The organism is Mesorhizobium sp. URHB0026 (assembly GCF_054059755.1).
Window position 1 is genome coordinate 5,194,503 of sequence record NZ_JBSSCN010000001.1, and the last position, 15,120, is coordinate 5,209,622.

Annotated in this window: 13 protein-coding genes and 3 pseudogenes; 10 read left to right on the forward strand and 6 right to left on the reverse strand. The window is 64.1% G+C overall.

What is annotated here, in order from left to right; genetic code table 11:
* From ACVWWD_RS25495 to ACVWWD_RS25540, 10 genes and pseudogenes are all read left to right on the forward strand, one after another.
* Positions 1–999, forward strand: a complete 999-nt coding sequence (locus ACVWWD_RS25495) for an ABC transporter permease (RefSeq protein ID WP_352547957.1) — start codon at positions 1–3, stop codon at positions 997–999.
* Positions 1,000–1,175: 176 nt separating this feature from the next.
* Positions 1,176–2,003 carry a helix-turn-helix domain-containing protein gene (locus ACVWWD_RS25500; RefSeq protein WP_023792374.1) on the forward strand — a complete coding sequence of 276 codons (828 nt, stop codon included), beginning with the start codon at positions 1,176–1,178 and terminating at the stop codon, positions 2,001–2,003.
* 114 nt (positions 2,004–2,117) lie between these two features.
* Complete coding sequence (locus ACVWWD_RS25505; protein WP_023769561.1) at positions 2,118–2,561, forward strand: SRPBCC family protein; 444 nt, start codon at positions 2,118–2,120, stop codon at positions 2,559–2,561.
* A 10-nt stretch (positions 2,562–2,571) separates the two neighbouring features.
* Positions 2,572–3,366, forward strand: a complete 795-nt coding sequence (locus tag ACVWWD_RS25510) for an FAD binding domain-containing protein (RefSeq protein ID WP_352547960.1) — start codon at positions 2,572–2,574, stop codon at positions 3,364–3,366.
* A 53-nt stretch (positions 3,367–3,419) separates the two neighbouring features.
* Positions 3,420–3,902: a (2Fe-2S)-binding protein gene (locus ACVWWD_RS25515; RefSeq protein ID WP_457103483.1), complete on the forward strand. Its 483-nt coding sequence runs from the start codon at positions 3,420–3,422 to the stop codon at positions 3,900–3,902.
* Positions 3,903–3,914: 12 nt separating this feature from the next.
* A pseudogene (locus ACVWWD_RS25520) lies at positions 3,915–5,283 on the forward strand (xanthine dehydrogenase family protein molybdopterin-binding subunit).
* Position 5,284: 1 nt separating this feature from the next.
* Positions 5,285–6,289, forward strand: a complete 1,005-nt coding sequence (locus ACVWWD_RS25525; protein ID WP_023756899.1) for a xanthine dehydrogenase family protein molybdopterin-binding subunit — start codon at positions 5,285–5,287, stop codon at positions 6,287–6,289.
* A gap of 8 nt (positions 6,290–6,297) precedes the next feature.
* Complete coding sequence (locus ACVWWD_RS25530) at positions 6,298–7,179, forward strand: AAA family ATPase (protein WP_352547965.1); 882 nt, start codon at positions 6,298–6,300, stop codon at positions 7,177–7,179.
* Positions 7,180–7,370: 191 nt separating this feature from the next.
* Positions 7,371–8,447, forward strand: coding sequence for a VWA domain-containing protein (locus tag ACVWWD_RS25535; protein ID WP_435053595.1), 1,077 nt, complete (start codon positions 7,371–7,373; stop codon positions 8,445–8,447).
* Complete coding sequence (locus ACVWWD_RS25540; RefSeq protein WP_023769556.1) at positions 8,447–9,334, forward strand: amidohydrolase family protein; 888 nt, start codon at positions 8,447–8,449, stop codon at positions 9,332–9,334. The genes ACVWWD_RS25535 and ACVWWD_RS25540 overlap by 1 nt, the downstream gene beginning before the upstream one ends.
* A gap of 49 nt (positions 9,335–9,383) precedes the next feature.
* On the opposite strand, the gene ACVWWD_RS25545 is transcribed toward ACVWWD_RS25540, so the two are convergent.
* The 6 genes and pseudogenes from ACVWWD_RS25545 to ACVWWD_RS25570 form a co-directional block, all read right to left on the reverse strand.
* Complete coding sequence (locus tag ACVWWD_RS25545) at positions 9,384–10,640, reverse strand: ABC transporter substrate-binding protein (RefSeq protein WP_457103484.1); 1,257 nt, start codon at positions 10,638–10,640, stop codon at positions 9,384–9,386.
* 26 nt (positions 10,641–10,666) lie between these two features.
* Positions 10,667–11,496 (reverse strand): annotated as a pseudogene (locus tag ACVWWD_RS25550) (carbohydrate ABC transporter permease).
* Complete coding sequence (locus ACVWWD_RS25555; RefSeq protein WP_352550409.1) at positions 11,493–12,416, reverse strand: carbohydrate ABC transporter permease; 924 nt, start codon at positions 12,414–12,416, stop codon at positions 11,493–11,495. The pseudogene ACVWWD_RS25550 and the gene ACVWWD_RS25555 overlap by 4 nt, the downstream one beginning before the upstream one ends.
* Positions 12,409–13,561, reverse strand: a pseudogene (locus tag ACVWWD_RS25560) (ABC transporter ATP-binding protein). The gene ACVWWD_RS25555 and the pseudogene ACVWWD_RS25560 overlap by 8 nt, the downstream one beginning before the upstream one ends.
* Entirely contained in the window at positions 13,558–14,394 is an 837-nt protein-coding gene (locus ACVWWD_RS25565; protein ID WP_352550410.1) for a metallophosphoesterase family protein, read from the reverse strand. Before ACVWWD_RS25565 ends, ACVWWD_RS25560 begins: the two are co-directional and overlap by 4 nt.
* Before the next feature lie 138 nt (positions 14,395–14,532).
* Complete coding sequence (locus ACVWWD_RS25570) at positions 14,533–14,943, reverse strand: carboxymuconolactone decarboxylase family protein (RefSeq protein WP_023769550.1); 411 nt, start codon at positions 14,941–14,943, stop codon at positions 14,533–14,535.
* Positions 14,944–15,120 lie beyond the last annotated feature (177 nt).

Here is a 15,120-nt window from a genome sequence, read left to right on the forward strand (position 1 = left end):
ATGGCAGTCACCCTTGACCAGACGATCGCGCAGAAGCAGCACACTCTCCTGTCGCGCCTGTTCTCCAGCCAGACTTTCTGGGTGGTGGTCGCCGTCGTCCTGGCCTGCATCTTCTTGTCCTTCGCCACCGATGCCTTCGCCACCTCGAAGAACCTCTACAACATCACGCGCAACATCACCTTCGTCGCCATCGTGGCGCTCGGCATGACCTTCGTCATCATCACCGGTGGCATCGACCTGTCGGTAGGCTCGGTGCTGTGCCTGTGCTCGATGGTGCTGGCCGTCACCATGCATGCAGGCTATTCGATCGAGATCGGCATTCTGGCCTCGATCGCCACCGCGCTCGTCATCGGCGCGTTCAACGGCATTTTTATCGCCTATCTGGGCTTTCCGCCCTTCGTGGTGACGCTCGGCATGCTGTCGATCGCCCGCAGCCTCGCCATGGTCGCCTCCAACAACACCGTCGTCTTCCAGTTCGGCCCGGACCACGACAAGCTTCTGGCGCTCGGCGGCGGCGCCTGGGCGTTCGGCATCGCCAATCCGGTACTCTACACGATCCTTTTGGCCCTGATCACCGGCTTCGTCCTGCGCTGGACGAAGTTCGGCCGCCACATCTTTGCCATTGGCGGCAACGAGCACGCCGCGACGCTGACCGGCGTGCCGGTTCGCCAGATCAAGGTCGCCGTCTACATGATCTCGGCGCTGTCGGCCGGCATTGCGGGCATCATCGAAACCGGCTGGCTCGGCGCTGTCACCACCAATCTCGGCAACGGCATGGAACTGCAAGTGATCGCCGCCACCGTCATCGGTGGCGCCAATTTGGCCGGCGGCGTCGGCACCGCCTTTGGCGCCATCGTCGGTGCTGCCCTCATCGAGGTGATCCGCAACAGCCTTGGCTTGCTCGGCATCAATGCCTTCTGGCAAGGGACTTTCATCGGCGGCGCCATCCTGCTCGCGGTTTTGTTCGACCGCATCCGCAATTTCAGGCGCAGCGATTGAGGGCTCTTCGCCGTCGAAGCGCTAGTCGTTCTGATCCTATCGCTCAGTCTGAAAATCGGCCGAAGCCGACGGCCTTTGATGCCGGCCAACAGCCGATGCCTTGACGGATGCCGAAAACCGGCCGCACAATCCCCCTGCAGGCGAAGGGAGGCCAGTCGCTTGCGGGAGGATATGCCATGACGGAAGCGATCAGGCTCTACTGGGGCCGGTTCGGACATGTTTCTGTCCTGAATGTCGCGAGCGACTTCGTCACCCATGCCCATGTCGAGGCTCATCTGATCATCTGGCTCGAAGGCACCGCCGGCGAGATGACCATCGGCCGCGAGACGGTCAGCCTCGGCCCCTGCACCGCCGCCGGCATCAATTCCTTCCAGCCCCACAGCCATGTCCTGTCGCAAAACGGGACGCCCGGTCTGTTTCTCGCCTTCTACATCGATCCCGACTGGGCCCGCCGCCGGCGCGACCTGCCATCCAACGCGCCGCTGTTTTCGCGGGCGGCGATCGCGCTCGAGCCTTGGCTGCACCAGGCGGCCGCCAGCCTGCTCGACCATCTCACCGACAATGAGAGCGTCGACGATGTCGCCAATTACGAGATCGAGCGCTTCGTCGACTCGGTGCTCGATGCCGCCGATGCCTCGGCGCCGCAGGACGCGCGCGGCCGCATAAACACGGTGCAGGATTTCCGCGTCCGCAAGGCGATTCAGCTGATGAAGGCCAATATCTGCGAACGCATCTCCTTCGACGACGTTGCCCGCGCCGTTGGCCTTTCGCGGCCGCATTTCTTCGCCTTGTTCAAGGAACAGACCAACCTGACGCCCAATGTCTACTGGAACACGCTGCGCATGGAGGAAGCGGTGCGGCAGTTGCAGTGGTCGCGGGAGCCGCTGATCTCGGTCGCCTGCAATCTCGGCTTCACCACGCAAGGCAATTTCTCGCGCTTCTTCCGCGACCATGTCGGCGTGCCGCCGACGCTCTACCGCGAGGCCGCGCGGGCAACGGCCTGAGCAACAGCTATCTGTTTTTTCAGACTGGTTGATAGACGCTCAAGACGCATTGATAAGCGCTGCCCGCTGTAGCGCCCTACCCTTGCCGCAACGAAATTCGCAAGGGAACATCTTATGCCCAAAGTCACCATCTCCAGCGTCATCGACGCACCGGTCGAACAGGTTTGGGCGCGCATACGCGATTTCAACGGGTTGCCGGATTGGCATCCACGCATGGTCGAAAGCCATATCGAGGACGGCAAGGATGCCAGCACGATCGGCTGCGTGCGCAACTTCCAGCTGGCCAGCGGCGCGCGGCTGCGCGAAAAACTGGTCCACTTTTCCGATGACGATTTCCTCGTCAGCTATTCTATCCTGGAGACGCCGCAGCCGCTCACCAACCACAAGGCGACGCTGCAATTGCGGCGCATCACCGACGGTGACCGCACCTATGCCGAATGGACCGCCAGCTTCGACGCAGCACCCGAAGAAGCCGACAAGCTGGCCGAGGGCATGGGCGCCAATGTCTTCCAGGGCGGCTTCAACGCCTTGAAGAGCCATTTTGCCGGCCAGGGTTGAGGAGCGGGCCATGGCGCTGGCATTGCAGAGTTTTGCAACGGTGAAGGACGCCAGCGCGGCGCTGGAAGTCTCCGGCACGCGCTATCTCGGCGGCGGCACGCTCGTCGTACGCGCCGCCAATGAAGGCGATGTTTCGGTCTCCGGCCTTGTCAAGTCGACCGACCCGGCCCTGTCGGCAATCACGGTCTCCGGTGGCACGGTGCGCATCGGCGCTTCCGTGACCATGGCGGCGATCGGCCGCCATCCCGAGTTCGACCAGCTTGCCAAGGCCGCGCGTGCCGTTGGCGGTCCGGCGATCCGCAACATGGCGACCATCGGCGGCAATCTGTTCGCGCCGGCGCCCTATGGCGATTTCACCGTGGCCCTCCTGGCGCTCGACGCAACGGTCGCTACGAATGACGGCGAAAGACCCATCGAGACCTTCCTGGCCGCACGGGACGACAGCCGCGCCATCGTCACGTCGGTCGGTTTCACGCTTCCGAAGCCCGACAGCTTCCGCTTCCTCAAAGTGTCGCGGGTCAAGCCCAAGGGGGTCTCGGTGCTGAGCATCGCCGTCGTTCTGGAACAGGCTGGAGACGGAACCGTGTCCTCGGCACGGGTCGCGCTGGGCTGCATGGCCGATCGGCCGATGCGTGCCAAGGCAGCGGAAAAAGCGCTGCTCGGCAGGACGCTCGACCCGGACGGCATCGCACCGGCGCTGGCCGCCGCGGCTGAAGGCATCTCGCCCATCACCGACCCGATCGCCAGCGCCTGGTATCGCGCCGAGGTTCTGCCGGTGCATCTCGGCCGGCTGCTGCTCGGCTAATCACAATCGGGGGCGCGCGCTTGCCCCGCGGGGCAGGTGCGCAAGGAGGAAGAATGGCAAAGGTCCCGGTTCAATTCACGCTCAATGGCTCCGAAAAAGCCGAATTCATAGAAAGCGGCACGACGCTGCTCAATGCCTTGCGCGACAAGATCGGCGACACCTCGCCAAAGGGCGGCTGCCACCAAGGCACCTGCGGCGCCTGCTCCGTCATCATCGACGGCGAGTTGAAGCTCTCCTGCCTGACGCTGGCCGAGACCTGCAACGGTGCAATGATCACGACCACGTCGGGCCTCGCCGAAGGCGGCGTGCTGCACCCGCTGCAGCGCGCCTTCCTCGACACATTCGCCACCCAATGCGGTTTTTGCACGCCGGGCATGATCATGGCCGCCAAGGTTCTGCTCGACAACACGCCCAATCCCAGCCGCGAGGATGTCGTCGAGGCGCTGTCCGGGAACGTCTGCCGCTGCACCGGCTACGAGCCAATCATCCAGGCGGTGCTCACCGCCGCCCGCGCCAATTCGCAGAACGCGGCCTGAGGGACCAAGGAAATGGAATTGCGCAAGAGCTACTTCGCCGATGTCCGCAAGGACGATCTGCATGAGATCGGGCCAGGCCCGGCCGCGCTCGGATTCGCCAGGCCACGTCACCGGCAAGACCGCCTATTTCGCCGACCGCAACTTTCCCGGCATGCTGCATTTGAAGATGGTGCGCAGCCCTCATCACCATGCCCGCATCCGCTCGATCGACACGTCGGAGGCCGAAAAACATCCGGGCGTGGTGAAGGTGCTGACGGCCAGGGACGTGCCGCACAATGTCTACACGATCCTGATCCTGATCCAGGTCGGACCGGAGGACGAGACGGTCCTGGCCGACGGCAAGGTGCGCTGGAAGGGCGAGGCCGTGGTGGCGGTGCTGGCCGAAACCGAGCGTGCCGCCCAGGAGGCCGCCGCCAAGGTCAAGGTCGATTATGAAGTGCTGCCCGCCGTGTTCGACATGGAGGAAGCGCTGAAGCCCGGCGCGCCCATCGTCAACGAGTATCACGGCCAGAACTATTACCTCTATGACAGCGGCGCGTGCCGCAAGGTGCGCTTCGGCGATGTCGAGGCGGGCTTTGCCGAAGCCGATCACGTGCTGGAGCAAAGCTATCAGTCCTCGCCCATCGAGCACGCGCCGACCGAGACCACCGGTTGCGTGGTGGCGCCTGAGGGCAATGACCGCTTCACCTGCTACACCAACACGCAGGCCATGTTCTTCACCCTCGACAACACCTCGATCATCCTGCAGATGCCGGGCAGTAAGCTGCATTTTGTCGGCGGCACGGTCGGCGGCGGTTTCGGCGGCAAGGTCGATGTCATCGTCGAACCGATCGCCATCCTCGGCGCGAAACTAACCGGGCGACCAGTCTGTTTTATCTACAGCCGCGAGGAGGAGATGCAGATCTCCTCGCCCCGCGCGGCCGAAAAAGTCGTCATCAAGGACGGCGTCATGAAGGACGGCCGCATCGTCGCACGGAAGGTCACCGGCTACACGGATGCCGGTGCCTACTCCCGCCACTCGCCCTATGGCGCGCAGAAGGGCGCTGGGCACTATCCCGGTCCCTACACCATCCCCAATGTCTTGATCGACACCTACTGCGTCTACACCAATCGCACGCCGTCGTCGGCCATGCGCGGCTTCGGCGTCACCATCGGCGATTTCGCGCTGGAGGTGCAGATGGACAAGCTGGCGCGGCTGATCGGCATGGATCCACTCGAATTCCGCTTCATCAACGCCTATCGCGACGGCGACATGAAGGCGCATCGCCAGCCGACCGAGGGCGCGGCACTCATCGAATGCATGCAGGAAGCCTCGCGCGCCGCCAACTGGCCGGTGGCGGAGAAATACATGGCGATGTCCTCCTACAAGAACGGAGCTTGAGATGGCGATCAGGCGTGGACGCGGCGTCGCCGCGATCAACTATCCCACCGGCATGAACCTTGGCGGCGACCCGACCCAGGCGCTGGTGCATTCGACACCGACCGGCAATTTCATGGTCACGCTTTCCAGCGTCGATCTCGGCCAGGGGATGAAGCAGATCATGGCTCAGATCTGCGCCGAGACGATCGGCGTGCCGACCGACCGCGTCGTCGTCGACACCGCCGACACCGACACCGGCCCGCACTGCATGGGCACCTTCGCCTCGCGCGGCACACACCGCGCCGGAAACGCGGTCATCCAGGCCGCCAGGGAAGCCCGTCAGGTGATGCTTGAAGTGGCGGCCGAGGAACTGGAAGTGAATGCCTCTGACCTCGAAACCGACGGCCAGGGCAACATACTGGTCAAGGGCGCGCCGCAAAAGTCGATCTCGATCTTCGACGTCGCCCTGTCGGCGCATTTCAAGCGCGGCCGCTCGATCTCTGGCCGCGGCATGTTTTTGATCCCGCGCTCCTATCCGGAGAAGGAGACCGGCGCGATGAAGCCGTCGACCTGTTATGCGCATGCCTGCACGGTGGCCGAGGTGGAAGTCGACGACGAGACCGGCGAGGTCACGGTGCTGACGGTGAAGAACGTCTTCGAGATCGGCCGCGCGTTGAACCCCAAAATGGTCGAGCAGCAGCTGGTCGGCGGCTCCTGGATGGGCATCAGCCACGCGCTCTATGAGACGACCGAGCCCTACTACCCCAACCGCGACCATGGCGGCACCGACTTCAACCAGTATCTGATGCCCGGCCCCGGCGACCTCGCCGAAACCGAGATTATTGTGCTGGAGCGCCCTTCCGCCGACGGGCCGTATGGCGCCAAGGGGCCAGGTGAAATGTGCGCCAACCCGCAAATACCGGCGGTCGCCAACGCCGTCTTCGATGCCGTCGGTGTGCGCATCGACACGCTGCCGATCACGCCCGAACGCATTTTGCGCGCGCTCAAGGCGCAAGCGGCGAACTGAGGACCGACATGCCCGAGGTAAACGCCGAAACGGTCGCGACCTCGCCGGAGGCGGTGGCCGAGCGCCTCGCCGCCTCGCGCTATCTGGCCGACGACAGCCTCGCCACCGCCATATTCCTGGCGATCCGGCTCGGCAAGCCGCTGCTGCTCGAAGGCGCGCCGGGCGTCGGCAAGACGGAAGCCGCCAAGGCGATCGCAGAGCTGCTCGGCCGCGATCTGGTGCGCCTGCAATGTTACGAAGGCATCGACGCCGCGCACGCGCTTTATGAGTGGAACTACCAGCGCCAGTTGCTCGCCATCCGCCATGCGGGCGAGCAGGAGATCGACATCTATAACGACCGTTTCCTGATTGCCCGGCCGCTGCTGCAAGTGCTGAAGGCGCCACAGCAGCGCGTGCTGCTGGTCGACGAGATCGACCGTTCCGACCATGAGTTCGAGGCGCTGCTCCTGGAATTCCTGTCCGATTTCCAGATCAGCATTCCCGAGCGCGGCACCATCCGCGCCGCCGCACAGCCGATCGTCATCCTGACCTCGAACCGCACTCGGGAGCTTGCCGAGGCGCTGCGCCGCCGCTGCGTCTATCACTGGATCGGCTACCCCGACGCCGAACGCGAAGCCGCCATCATCATGCTGCGTGCTGGCGATGTCGCGGAGGCTACCGCGCGCGCGGTGGCGGCCGCCGTGCAGACCATCCGCGCGCGTCCGCTCGCCAAGCCACCCGGCATCGCCGAAGCTGTCGAATGGGCCAATGCCGCGACGATCCTGGAAAAGGGCGGCAGCCCGTGGCCGGAAGCCTTCCGCCGCGCCATCGGCGTGTTGATCAAGGACGAGGAAGACCTCTCCTACATCGCGCCCGAGCTAGGCCGCATCGTCGAGGAGGCGCTGGCGTGAGCCGGGAGCTCGACAATCCCTTCGCTCCGTTCACGGGGAGAAGGTGCCCCGAAGGGGCGGATGAGGGGCGGCGCCATGAGGGGAAGAAGGTGGCGCCGCCCCTCACCTGCCTGCCGGCATCCTCTCCCCGTAAACGGGGCGAGGTGAGCGTACCTCCCGCCGCCGCGCCCTTGCTCGGCTTCGGCCGACTGCTGCGCCACTACGGCTTTATAATCGCCCCGGAGCAAATCTCCGGCTTCATGCAGGCGGTGACCTTGCTTGGCCCCCGCTCGATGGCCGATATCCGCGAGGCAGCGCTCGCCACCCTGGCGCCGCCACCTGACCGCCGCGACGAATTCGAGGCGCATTTCCAAAGCTATTTTTACGGCAACACATCAGCCGTGGCGGAAGGCGACAGCGACGAGGAAACCCGCGTCAAGGATGATGGGGGCGCCGACGACGAGCGGATCGAAGCCGAGCAGCGACAGGAAGGCGGCGAGCTATCCTCGACGATCGACCAGTTGAGCACCCGCGACTTCCAACGCGACGACGACAGGCTGACCGTCTTTCGTCGTCAGCTGTCGAGCGCCTTGCCCGCGCGCCGCTCCTTCCGCACGGTGCGCACCCATTCGCGCGGCAAGCTCGACCTGCGCCGATCGCTCCGGGAAATCGTCAGCGCCGATGGCGATGTCCCCTCGCCCTTGTTGCGCCGCCGTCAGGCTGTGCCGCGCAAACTGCTGATCCTGATCGACGTGTCCGGCTCGATGAAGCTCCACACGTCGGATTATTTGAAGCTCGCGCATGCCGCCGTGCAAGGCGCTGACCGGGCAGAAATCTTCACCTTCGGGACGCGTCTGACCCGCATCACGTCAGCGCTACGCATCCGCGACCGCGAGCAGGCGCTGGCGCGCGCGGCCGCCCAGGTTGACGACTGGGACGGCGGCACCCGCATGGGGCCAACACTGCTTGCCTTCCTCTCCGTGCCGCGTTTTTCCGCCTTCGCACGTGGTGCGGCAGTGATCATCCTGTCCGACGCGCTGGAGCGCGGCGACCATGCCGAACTGGAGACGGCGATGCGCCGGCTGAGCGCACGCGCTTTCCGGCTGTCGCTGGCGACACCTTTGGCCGGCGACCCGCGCTTCCAGCCGGCAACGGCGGCCCTTCGCGCCATTTTGCCTGACCTCGACGATCTCATCGACGGCTCGTCTGTGAACAGCCTCACCGATTTCATCCTGTCGCTCGCCCGCCCTGCCCCGCGGGCGGCGACAATCTGGAAAAGGGTACCGTGATGCAGAAAACCATCGACGCGCATTTCCACATCTGGCGCCAGCAGGACCAGCCCTGGCTGGTCGGGCCGATGGTGCCGCGCATCTTCGGCCCCTACGAGCCGATACGCCGCGACTACCCGATCGAGGAGTTTCTCGCCGACCAGCAGGGTTCCGGCGTCGAGAAAGCGGTCTACGTTCAGACCAACTGGGCGAAGGAGGATTTCGAGAAGGAAGTCGCCTTCCTGCAGAAAACGGCAGATGAAACCGGCTGGCCGCACGCCATCGTCGGCTACACCGACATGACGGTGGACGATATCAGACCCCAGATCGACCGCTTGAAAAAATATCCGCTGCTGCGCGGCGTCCGCATGCAGTTGCATTGGCACGAGACCCCGGCCTTCCGCTTCGCCACTGGCCCCGATCAGGTGATCGACCCCAGGGTACGGGCCAATGTGGCGCGGCTGAAGGATTATGGCCTGTCCTTCGACCTGCAGCTCTTTCCCGCCCAGATGACGGACGGGCTGACCCTGGTCGGCGAGAACCCCGAAACCAATTTCATCCTCACCCATGCCGGCATGCTGACCGGCATGGATCAGGAAACCACCGAAGCCTGGAAGGCCGGGCTGCGCACGCTGTCAGCGGCGCCGAACGGATACGCCAAGCTGTCTGGCCTTGGCACTTTCGTCCACCGCAACGACCCCGCGCTGATCGCCTACATCGTCGACAGCGCGATCGAGATATTGGGCGCGGATCACCTGATGTTCGGTTCCAACTTCCCCATCGAGAAGTTGTGGACGAGCCACGCCGAACTGATAAAGGCCCACCGCGCGGCTGTAGCGAAGCACGGTCCGGCGGCCGAGGCTGATATCTTCTGGAACACGGCGGAGCGAATCTACCGGCCGGCTTGACCGCAGGGAGTTCGCCGCGCCGTTGGCGCGGCGATGCCCTGGCAAGTCCTTACTGCGTCGGCAGCATGCCTTCGACGTCGCTTGCGGCGTCGCTGAGCGCTTCCTTGGGCGTGGCCGACTGGTCGACGATGCGCGACAGATTGTCGACGATCGACTGCGTCACCTTGACCCCATTGGTGCCCGGGAAGGCATACCACGGAACCATCAGCGGCATCTGGCTGAGCCCGGCCTGGAACAGCGGGTTCTTCTTGTAGAAGTCGCCGAGATAGTCGGAAGACTTTGCCGCGAGTTCATTGTTGGGAACATAGCCGGTGCCGGGCACGACGACCGATGCGCCATAAGGGCCGGCGGCGAATTTCCAGGCAGCGTCCTGCTTGGCGGCATCCTTGGTCAGGATGACCACGGCATTGCCGCCGGTTGGCAGATGGCCGTTGGCCGGATCGATCAGCGGGATCTTGGCCGTCCGCAGCGTGAACTTGTCGCCGACGTTCTTGATGGTGTTGACCAGCGCGCCGGTGGTCTGGAACTCGAAGCCAACCTTGCCGGCCGCGAAAGCCTGCTCGCCGGCCGGCTTGGTGAAGACCGGCATGCCGCCCTCCTTCACCATCCGCTGCAGGATCTCGACTGCCTTCCCGCCTTCCGGCCCGTTGAAAGCGACCTTGCTTTCGTCCTCGTCCAGCATCTTGCCGCCGGCGCCGAACAGCAGCGCCGAAAACATCCAGTCGTCACCCTGCCAGCGGAAGTCGATGCCGTCGACGCCATTGCCGAGCGCCTTGATCTTGCCGCCGAGCGCGATAACCTCGTCCCAGGTCTTGGGCGGATTGTCCGGATCACCGCCGGCGGCCTTCACCAGGTCGGCGTTGTAATACATGATCGGATTCGAGGTGGCGAAGGCGAGGCCGACCTGCTTGCCGTTGACCTGCGCCAGCTTCAGGATCGTGTCGGAGAAGCCGAGCTCAGCCATGTTGCCTTCCTTCTTGACCAGCGGGCCAAGATCGACGGCAACGTCGCGTTCGTTGAGCATGCGCAGACGGTTCAGCCCGATGAAGGTGATGTCGGGCATTTCGTCGGTGCCGGCCTGGCGAAGGATGGTCTGGATGCCTTCCTCATAGGTGGCGGACGGGCTGGCGAACTGGATCTTGATGTCGGGATTTTCTTCCATGAACTTCTTCGAGATCGTGTCCATCACGTTCTTGAAGAAGCCCGGCATCGGATAATGAACCGTCAGCGTCGTGTCGGCATAGGCCGGAAGGGCTGTCGTCAGCGAGATCGCCGCCGCTGCAAGAATCCTGGGAAGTTGCTTCATGTGCTCGTGCTCCTGGTTCGACCCGGTCAGCCTTTGAGACCGGTCATGGTGATGCCTTCGACGAAGCGCTTCTGTGCGAACAGGACGGCAACGACGAGTGGAAGGGTGATGATCAACGTTGCGGCCATCAGCGCGCCGTAGTCGTCGCCCGCCTCGGCGGCGCGGAAATACATCAGGCCGAGCGGCGGCGTGGCGTAGGCCTGCTTGCTGACGACGATCAGCGGCCAGTAAAGATCGTCCAGTGGGCGACCACCGAGAAGATCGCGAAGGCAGTAACCGCCGGCCAGGCGTTGGGGACGATGACGCGCGCGACGATCCCGAGCTCGGACATGCCGTCGAGCCTTGCTGCGTGGATGAGGTCGTCGGGCATGGCGCGGAAGAACTGCAGGAACATGAAGATCGCGAACACCGAGATGGTGAACGGCGCAACCAGCGAGGTGTAGCTGTTGATGAGCGACATCCGGTCGAAGGCGACATAGAGCGGCAGCGCCGTGGCATGGATCGGTACCAGCAGGCCGAGCATCACCAGCACCATCATCAGCCGCGCGGCACGGAACTTCAGCTTGGCCATGGCGTAGGCGCAGGGAATCGCGACCAGCACCTGGAAGAAGAAGATCAGGCCGCACACGACGACGCCGTTCCACAGCAGTGTTGCCATCGGCACCTTGCTCAGCGCCTTGGCGAAATTCTCGGCGAAATAGAAATGCTGGGGGATGAGCGACAGCGACGAGGTGAAGATGTCGCTCTGCGTCTTGCCCGCGGTCGAGATCATGAAAACGTAGGGCGCGAGGATCATCAGCGCGCCGAGCGAAAGCAGCGCGAAACGGATGATGCGGCCGGCGGGCAGGCTGGTCATGTGTAATGCACCCGCCGGTCGAGTACGCGGTATTGGAGAAGCATCAGCACGACCAGGATCGCAAGGAAGACCACGGTCATTGCCGAGGCATAGCCGACGCGCAGGTAGACGAAGCCTTCCTGGTAGATGGTGAACAGCAGCACTTCGGAGGCCTTGTTGGGCCCGCCATCGGTGAGCATCTTCACGGTTTCGAAGACCTTCACCGCATTGGTGATGCTGATGGTGACGACGAACAGCGTCGTCGGCCCGAGCATCGGCCAGGTGACCAGGAAAAACCGGTCGAGCGCCGATTTCGCGCCATCGACGTGAGCAGCGGCGTAGAGCTCGCGCGGGATCGCCGTCAGACCCGCCAGGAACAGCACCATGTTGAAGCCGACCGACTGCCAGACGCCGACGATCGACAGGCTGTAGAGCACGGTATTCGAGGCGCCGAGCCAGTTTGGGCCAGGAATGCCGACCAGCGCAAGCAGCGCGTTGAGTGGCCCGATGGTCGGGTGGAAGAGATATTGCCAGACTGTCGCCATGGCGACGATCAGCGACGCGACCGGCAGGAAATAGACGGTGCGGAAGAAACCGCGCGCACGAGGTTCGCCTTCGATCAGCAAGGCGACGCCAAGGCCAAGCACGATCGAGACCGGTGCGACGATCGCCGTATAGACCGACGTGTTCCACAATGATTTGCGGAAGGTGCGGTCGGTCAGGAGATGTGCGTAGTTCTCTAAGCCGACCAGGCGAAATTTACCATAGCCGAGCTCGAAATCGGTGAAGCCGAGAAAGATGACGGCGACCACCGGCAGCAGCACGAACAGCAGCAACAGCACGATCGCCGGGGCAGCCAGCAGCCAGGCGGTGCGGTCCTCGCTGCGCCTGTGGAGGGCCGCGGCGCTCGCGACATTGCCCGCCAGCGCGACGCTAGACATAGGCCGGCTCCTGGCGTGCGGGCGCGGCGCTCGCCATGCGCAGCCGCTTTCCCTCCGGCCCGAAGACCATGGCCTGCTCGGGTGGAAGGAGGATACCCACCGGCATTCCCGCGATCAGGTCCCTCGCCTCGTGCGGCGCCAGCTTGGCGATGACGGTGTCGCCGGTCGCGTCGAGCCGGCAACGGGCAACGACTTCCGAGCCGAGGAATTCCAGACGCTCGATCCGCCCGGCAAAGCCGCTCCGCCCGCTGGGAGACAGTTTGACGCATTCGGGCCGGATGCCGAGGCTCACCGGACCGTTCGCCACTTTCTCCAGCAGCGCCAGCCGGATGCCCAGGAAATCGACGCGGCCGCTTTCGGCGAGCGCCGGGAGGATGTTTATCCTCGGCTGGCCGACGAAACGGGCGACCTCGATATGGGCCGGATCGTTGTAGATCGCCTCGGGGGCCGCAAGCTGCAGCAGGCTGCCGCCGATCATCACGGCCACGCGGTCGGCCATCGAAAGCGCCTCGGCCTGGTCATGCGTCACATAGAGCGTCGGCACGCCGGCGCGGCGGTGCAGTTCGACGATCTCGCCACGGGCGTGCACCCGCAGATTGGCGTCGAGGTTGGAAAGCGGCTCGTCCATAAGGAAGATCGAGGGGCGTCGCACCATGGCGCGCGCCAGGGCGACACGCTGCCGCTGGCCGCCCGACATCTGACCAAGCTTGCGGTCGAGCAGATGATCGATCTTGAGTACCGTCGCCATCTCGCGGACATCGCGCGAAATGCCAGCGCGGATTTCTTTCTGGCAGTGCGGAGCCGACCAGCGGCAGCCGCTGCGTCCGGCTCAGCCGCTTCATGGCAAGCGGAACCGCAATGTTCTGGCCGGCCGTCAGATGCGGGTAGAGCGCGTAGGACTGGAACACCATGGCGATGTTGCGATCGGCTGCGGCGACCGCCGACATGTCCTTGCCAGCAACGAAGATCTCGCCGCTGTCGGCATGATCAAGCCCGGCAAGAATGCGCAGCAAGGTGCTCTTGCCGCAGCCCGAGGGGCCGACCAGGGCGATGAACTCGCCCGCTTCGACATCGAGGCTGACGCCGTTCAGAACGGCATTGCCGCCAAAGGATTTGTTCAAGCCGCGAAGCGAGAGCGCGCTCATGACGCGACCTTCCCGCGGACCTTGTGCGCCTCGTGCGGGTAGACTTCCTCGACCACGTCATCGAGGACATGGACGGTCATGCGGGGGATCGCGACGATCTCGCTGGTGACTGTATCGTCGAATTCATGCACGACCGCGCCGAGCAGCCGCTCGCCCGGCATGTCGCGCTCCATGTCGCCGACGACGAAGGCGGCTGACGGACCCCAGACCAGCGCGGTGTTTTCGTATTTGCCTTGCCACGCCCGGTGCAGGTGACCGCTGGCGAAAAGCGCCACATCATGGGCACCGATCAGATCGTAGAGACGCTGCCGCTGTGCCGGTCGGACGCTCCAGTAGCCGGTGTCACCTTCGCCGGGCTTGTCGATGAACAGCGGCTTGTGGGCGAAGACCGCGACGCGCCGGCCGCCACGGCTTTCCAGCGCCGCACGCAGCCATTCGAACTGGGCCTTTTCCTCGGCATCATCAAAACCCATCAGCAGGCTGTCGAGGCCGATAAATCGCCAGTTTCCGGCGTTCTCCATCCAATAATCGGGGCCAACCAGCCGGCGCCAGCGCTCGAGGCGTTCCGCGTTAACCGGCTGCAAGGAGCCGGGCAGATGACCGACATCGTGATTGCCGGGCACCAGCAGCATCGGGACCGAGATTTCCCGCATCAGCTCCATGCAGAAGCCGATGTCGGCATCCTTGTCGGCGCCGTCTACGCTGAGGTCACCGGTGTGAATGACAAGGTCGGCGCCGCTCTGTTCGATCCAGGCGGCGAGCGGCTGCCAATTGCCGTTGAAGTGCGGCTTTGTCGGGCTGAAATGGGTATCGGTGATCTGGACGATTTTCATGCCGGCTCCACTGCGAGAGCCGGCTGCCGGAAACCCACCGGCGCGACTTCGCGTGGGTCTCCTTAGTGCCGTTACATGTCACTTCCTTAACAGGTTGGGGACAAATGTTCCCTCCCCTGCCGATAGGCTGGCTGACGGCTAGCTTTTCACCTCGAATTGCGGATCGACCGGGATCTGCATGGCCGTGACCAGATGATTGGTCTGCCCGGCGAGCCCGATGATCGACACGAGTTCGCCATGCTGCGCGTCTGTCATGCCCTTGGCCCGCGCCGCCGCCGTGTGCGAATGGACGCAGTAGGAACAGCCATTGGCGGTCGACACCGCGATGTAGATCATCTCCTTGGTGAGCGGATCGATGGCGCTGTCGGCGACCATCACCACCTTCAACTGTTCCCAGATCCGCTTCAGCGCCGGCGGATCATTGGCCAGCCCGCGCCAGAAATTATTGACGAAATCCGATTTGCGCGTGGCCCTGATGTCGTCGAACACGGCCTTCGCCTTCGGGATTTTTTCCACCTCGGCATCGCTGAGGAGTTTTGTGGTGGCCATGGCGTTTTTCCTTCATTGGATCGTCGGGTGAATTGAATCAGGCGTTGAGCAAAGGGAAATAATCGGTTTGTCCGATTCATTTTTTTGGCGCGAGAAAACCGAGGAGTTGGCCGAAGCACCTCTCCTTCGTCATCCTAGGGCGAAGCAGGAGCGAAGCTCCGTCGCGGAGACCCTGGG

Excerpts from the sequence above, each read along its gene's own strand:
- ACVWWD_RS25530 (WP_352547965.1), top strand. The coding sequence starts at position 6,298 with ATGCCCGAGGTAAACGCCGAAACGGTCGCGACCTCGCCGGAGGCGGTG.
- ACVWWD_RS25545 (WP_457103484.1), bottom strand. The coding sequence starts at position 10,640 with ATGAAGCAACTTCCCAGGATTCTTGCAGCGGCGGCGATCTCGCTGACG.
- ACVWWD_RS25525 (WP_023756899.1), top strand. The coding sequence starts at position 5,285 with ATGGCGATCAGGCGTGGACGCGGCGTCGCCGCGATCAACTATCCCACC.
- ACVWWD_RS25565 (WP_352550410.1), bottom strand. The coding sequence starts at position 14,394 with ATGAAAATCGTCCAGATCACCGATACCCATTTCAGCCCGACAAAGCCG.
- ACVWWD_RS25505 (WP_023769561.1), top strand. The coding sequence starts at position 2,118 with ATGCCCAAAGTCACCATCTCCAGCGTCATCGACGCACCGGTCGAACAG.
- ACVWWD_RS25510 (WP_352547960.1), top strand. The coding sequence starts at position 2,572 with ATGGCGCTGGCATTGCAGAGTTTTGCAACGGTGAAGGACGCCAGCGCG.
- ACVWWD_RS25500 (WP_023792374.1), top strand. The coding sequence starts at position 1,176 with ATGACGGAAGCGATCAGGCTCTACTGGGGCCGGTTCGGACATGTTTCT.
- ACVWWD_RS25515 (WP_457103483.1), top strand. The coding sequence starts at position 3,420 with ATGGCAAAGGTCCCGGTTCAATTCACGCTCAATGGCTCCGAAAAAGCC.
- ACVWWD_RS25570 (WP_023769550.1), bottom strand. The coding sequence starts at position 14,943 with ATGGCCACCACAAAACTCCTCAGCGATGCCGAGGTGGAAAAAATCCCG.
- ACVWWD_RS25540 (WP_023769556.1), top strand. The coding sequence starts at position 8,447 with ATGCAGAAAACCATCGACGCGCATTTCCACATCTGGCGCCAGCAGGAC.
- ACVWWD_RS25555 (WP_352550409.1), bottom strand. The coding sequence starts at position 12,416 with ATGTCTAGCGTCGCGCTGGCGGGCAATGTCGCGAGCGCCGCGGCCCTC.
- ACVWWD_RS25495 (WP_352547957.1), top strand. The coding sequence starts at position 1 with ATGGCAGTCACCCTTGACCAGACGATCGCGCAGAAGCAGCACACTCTC.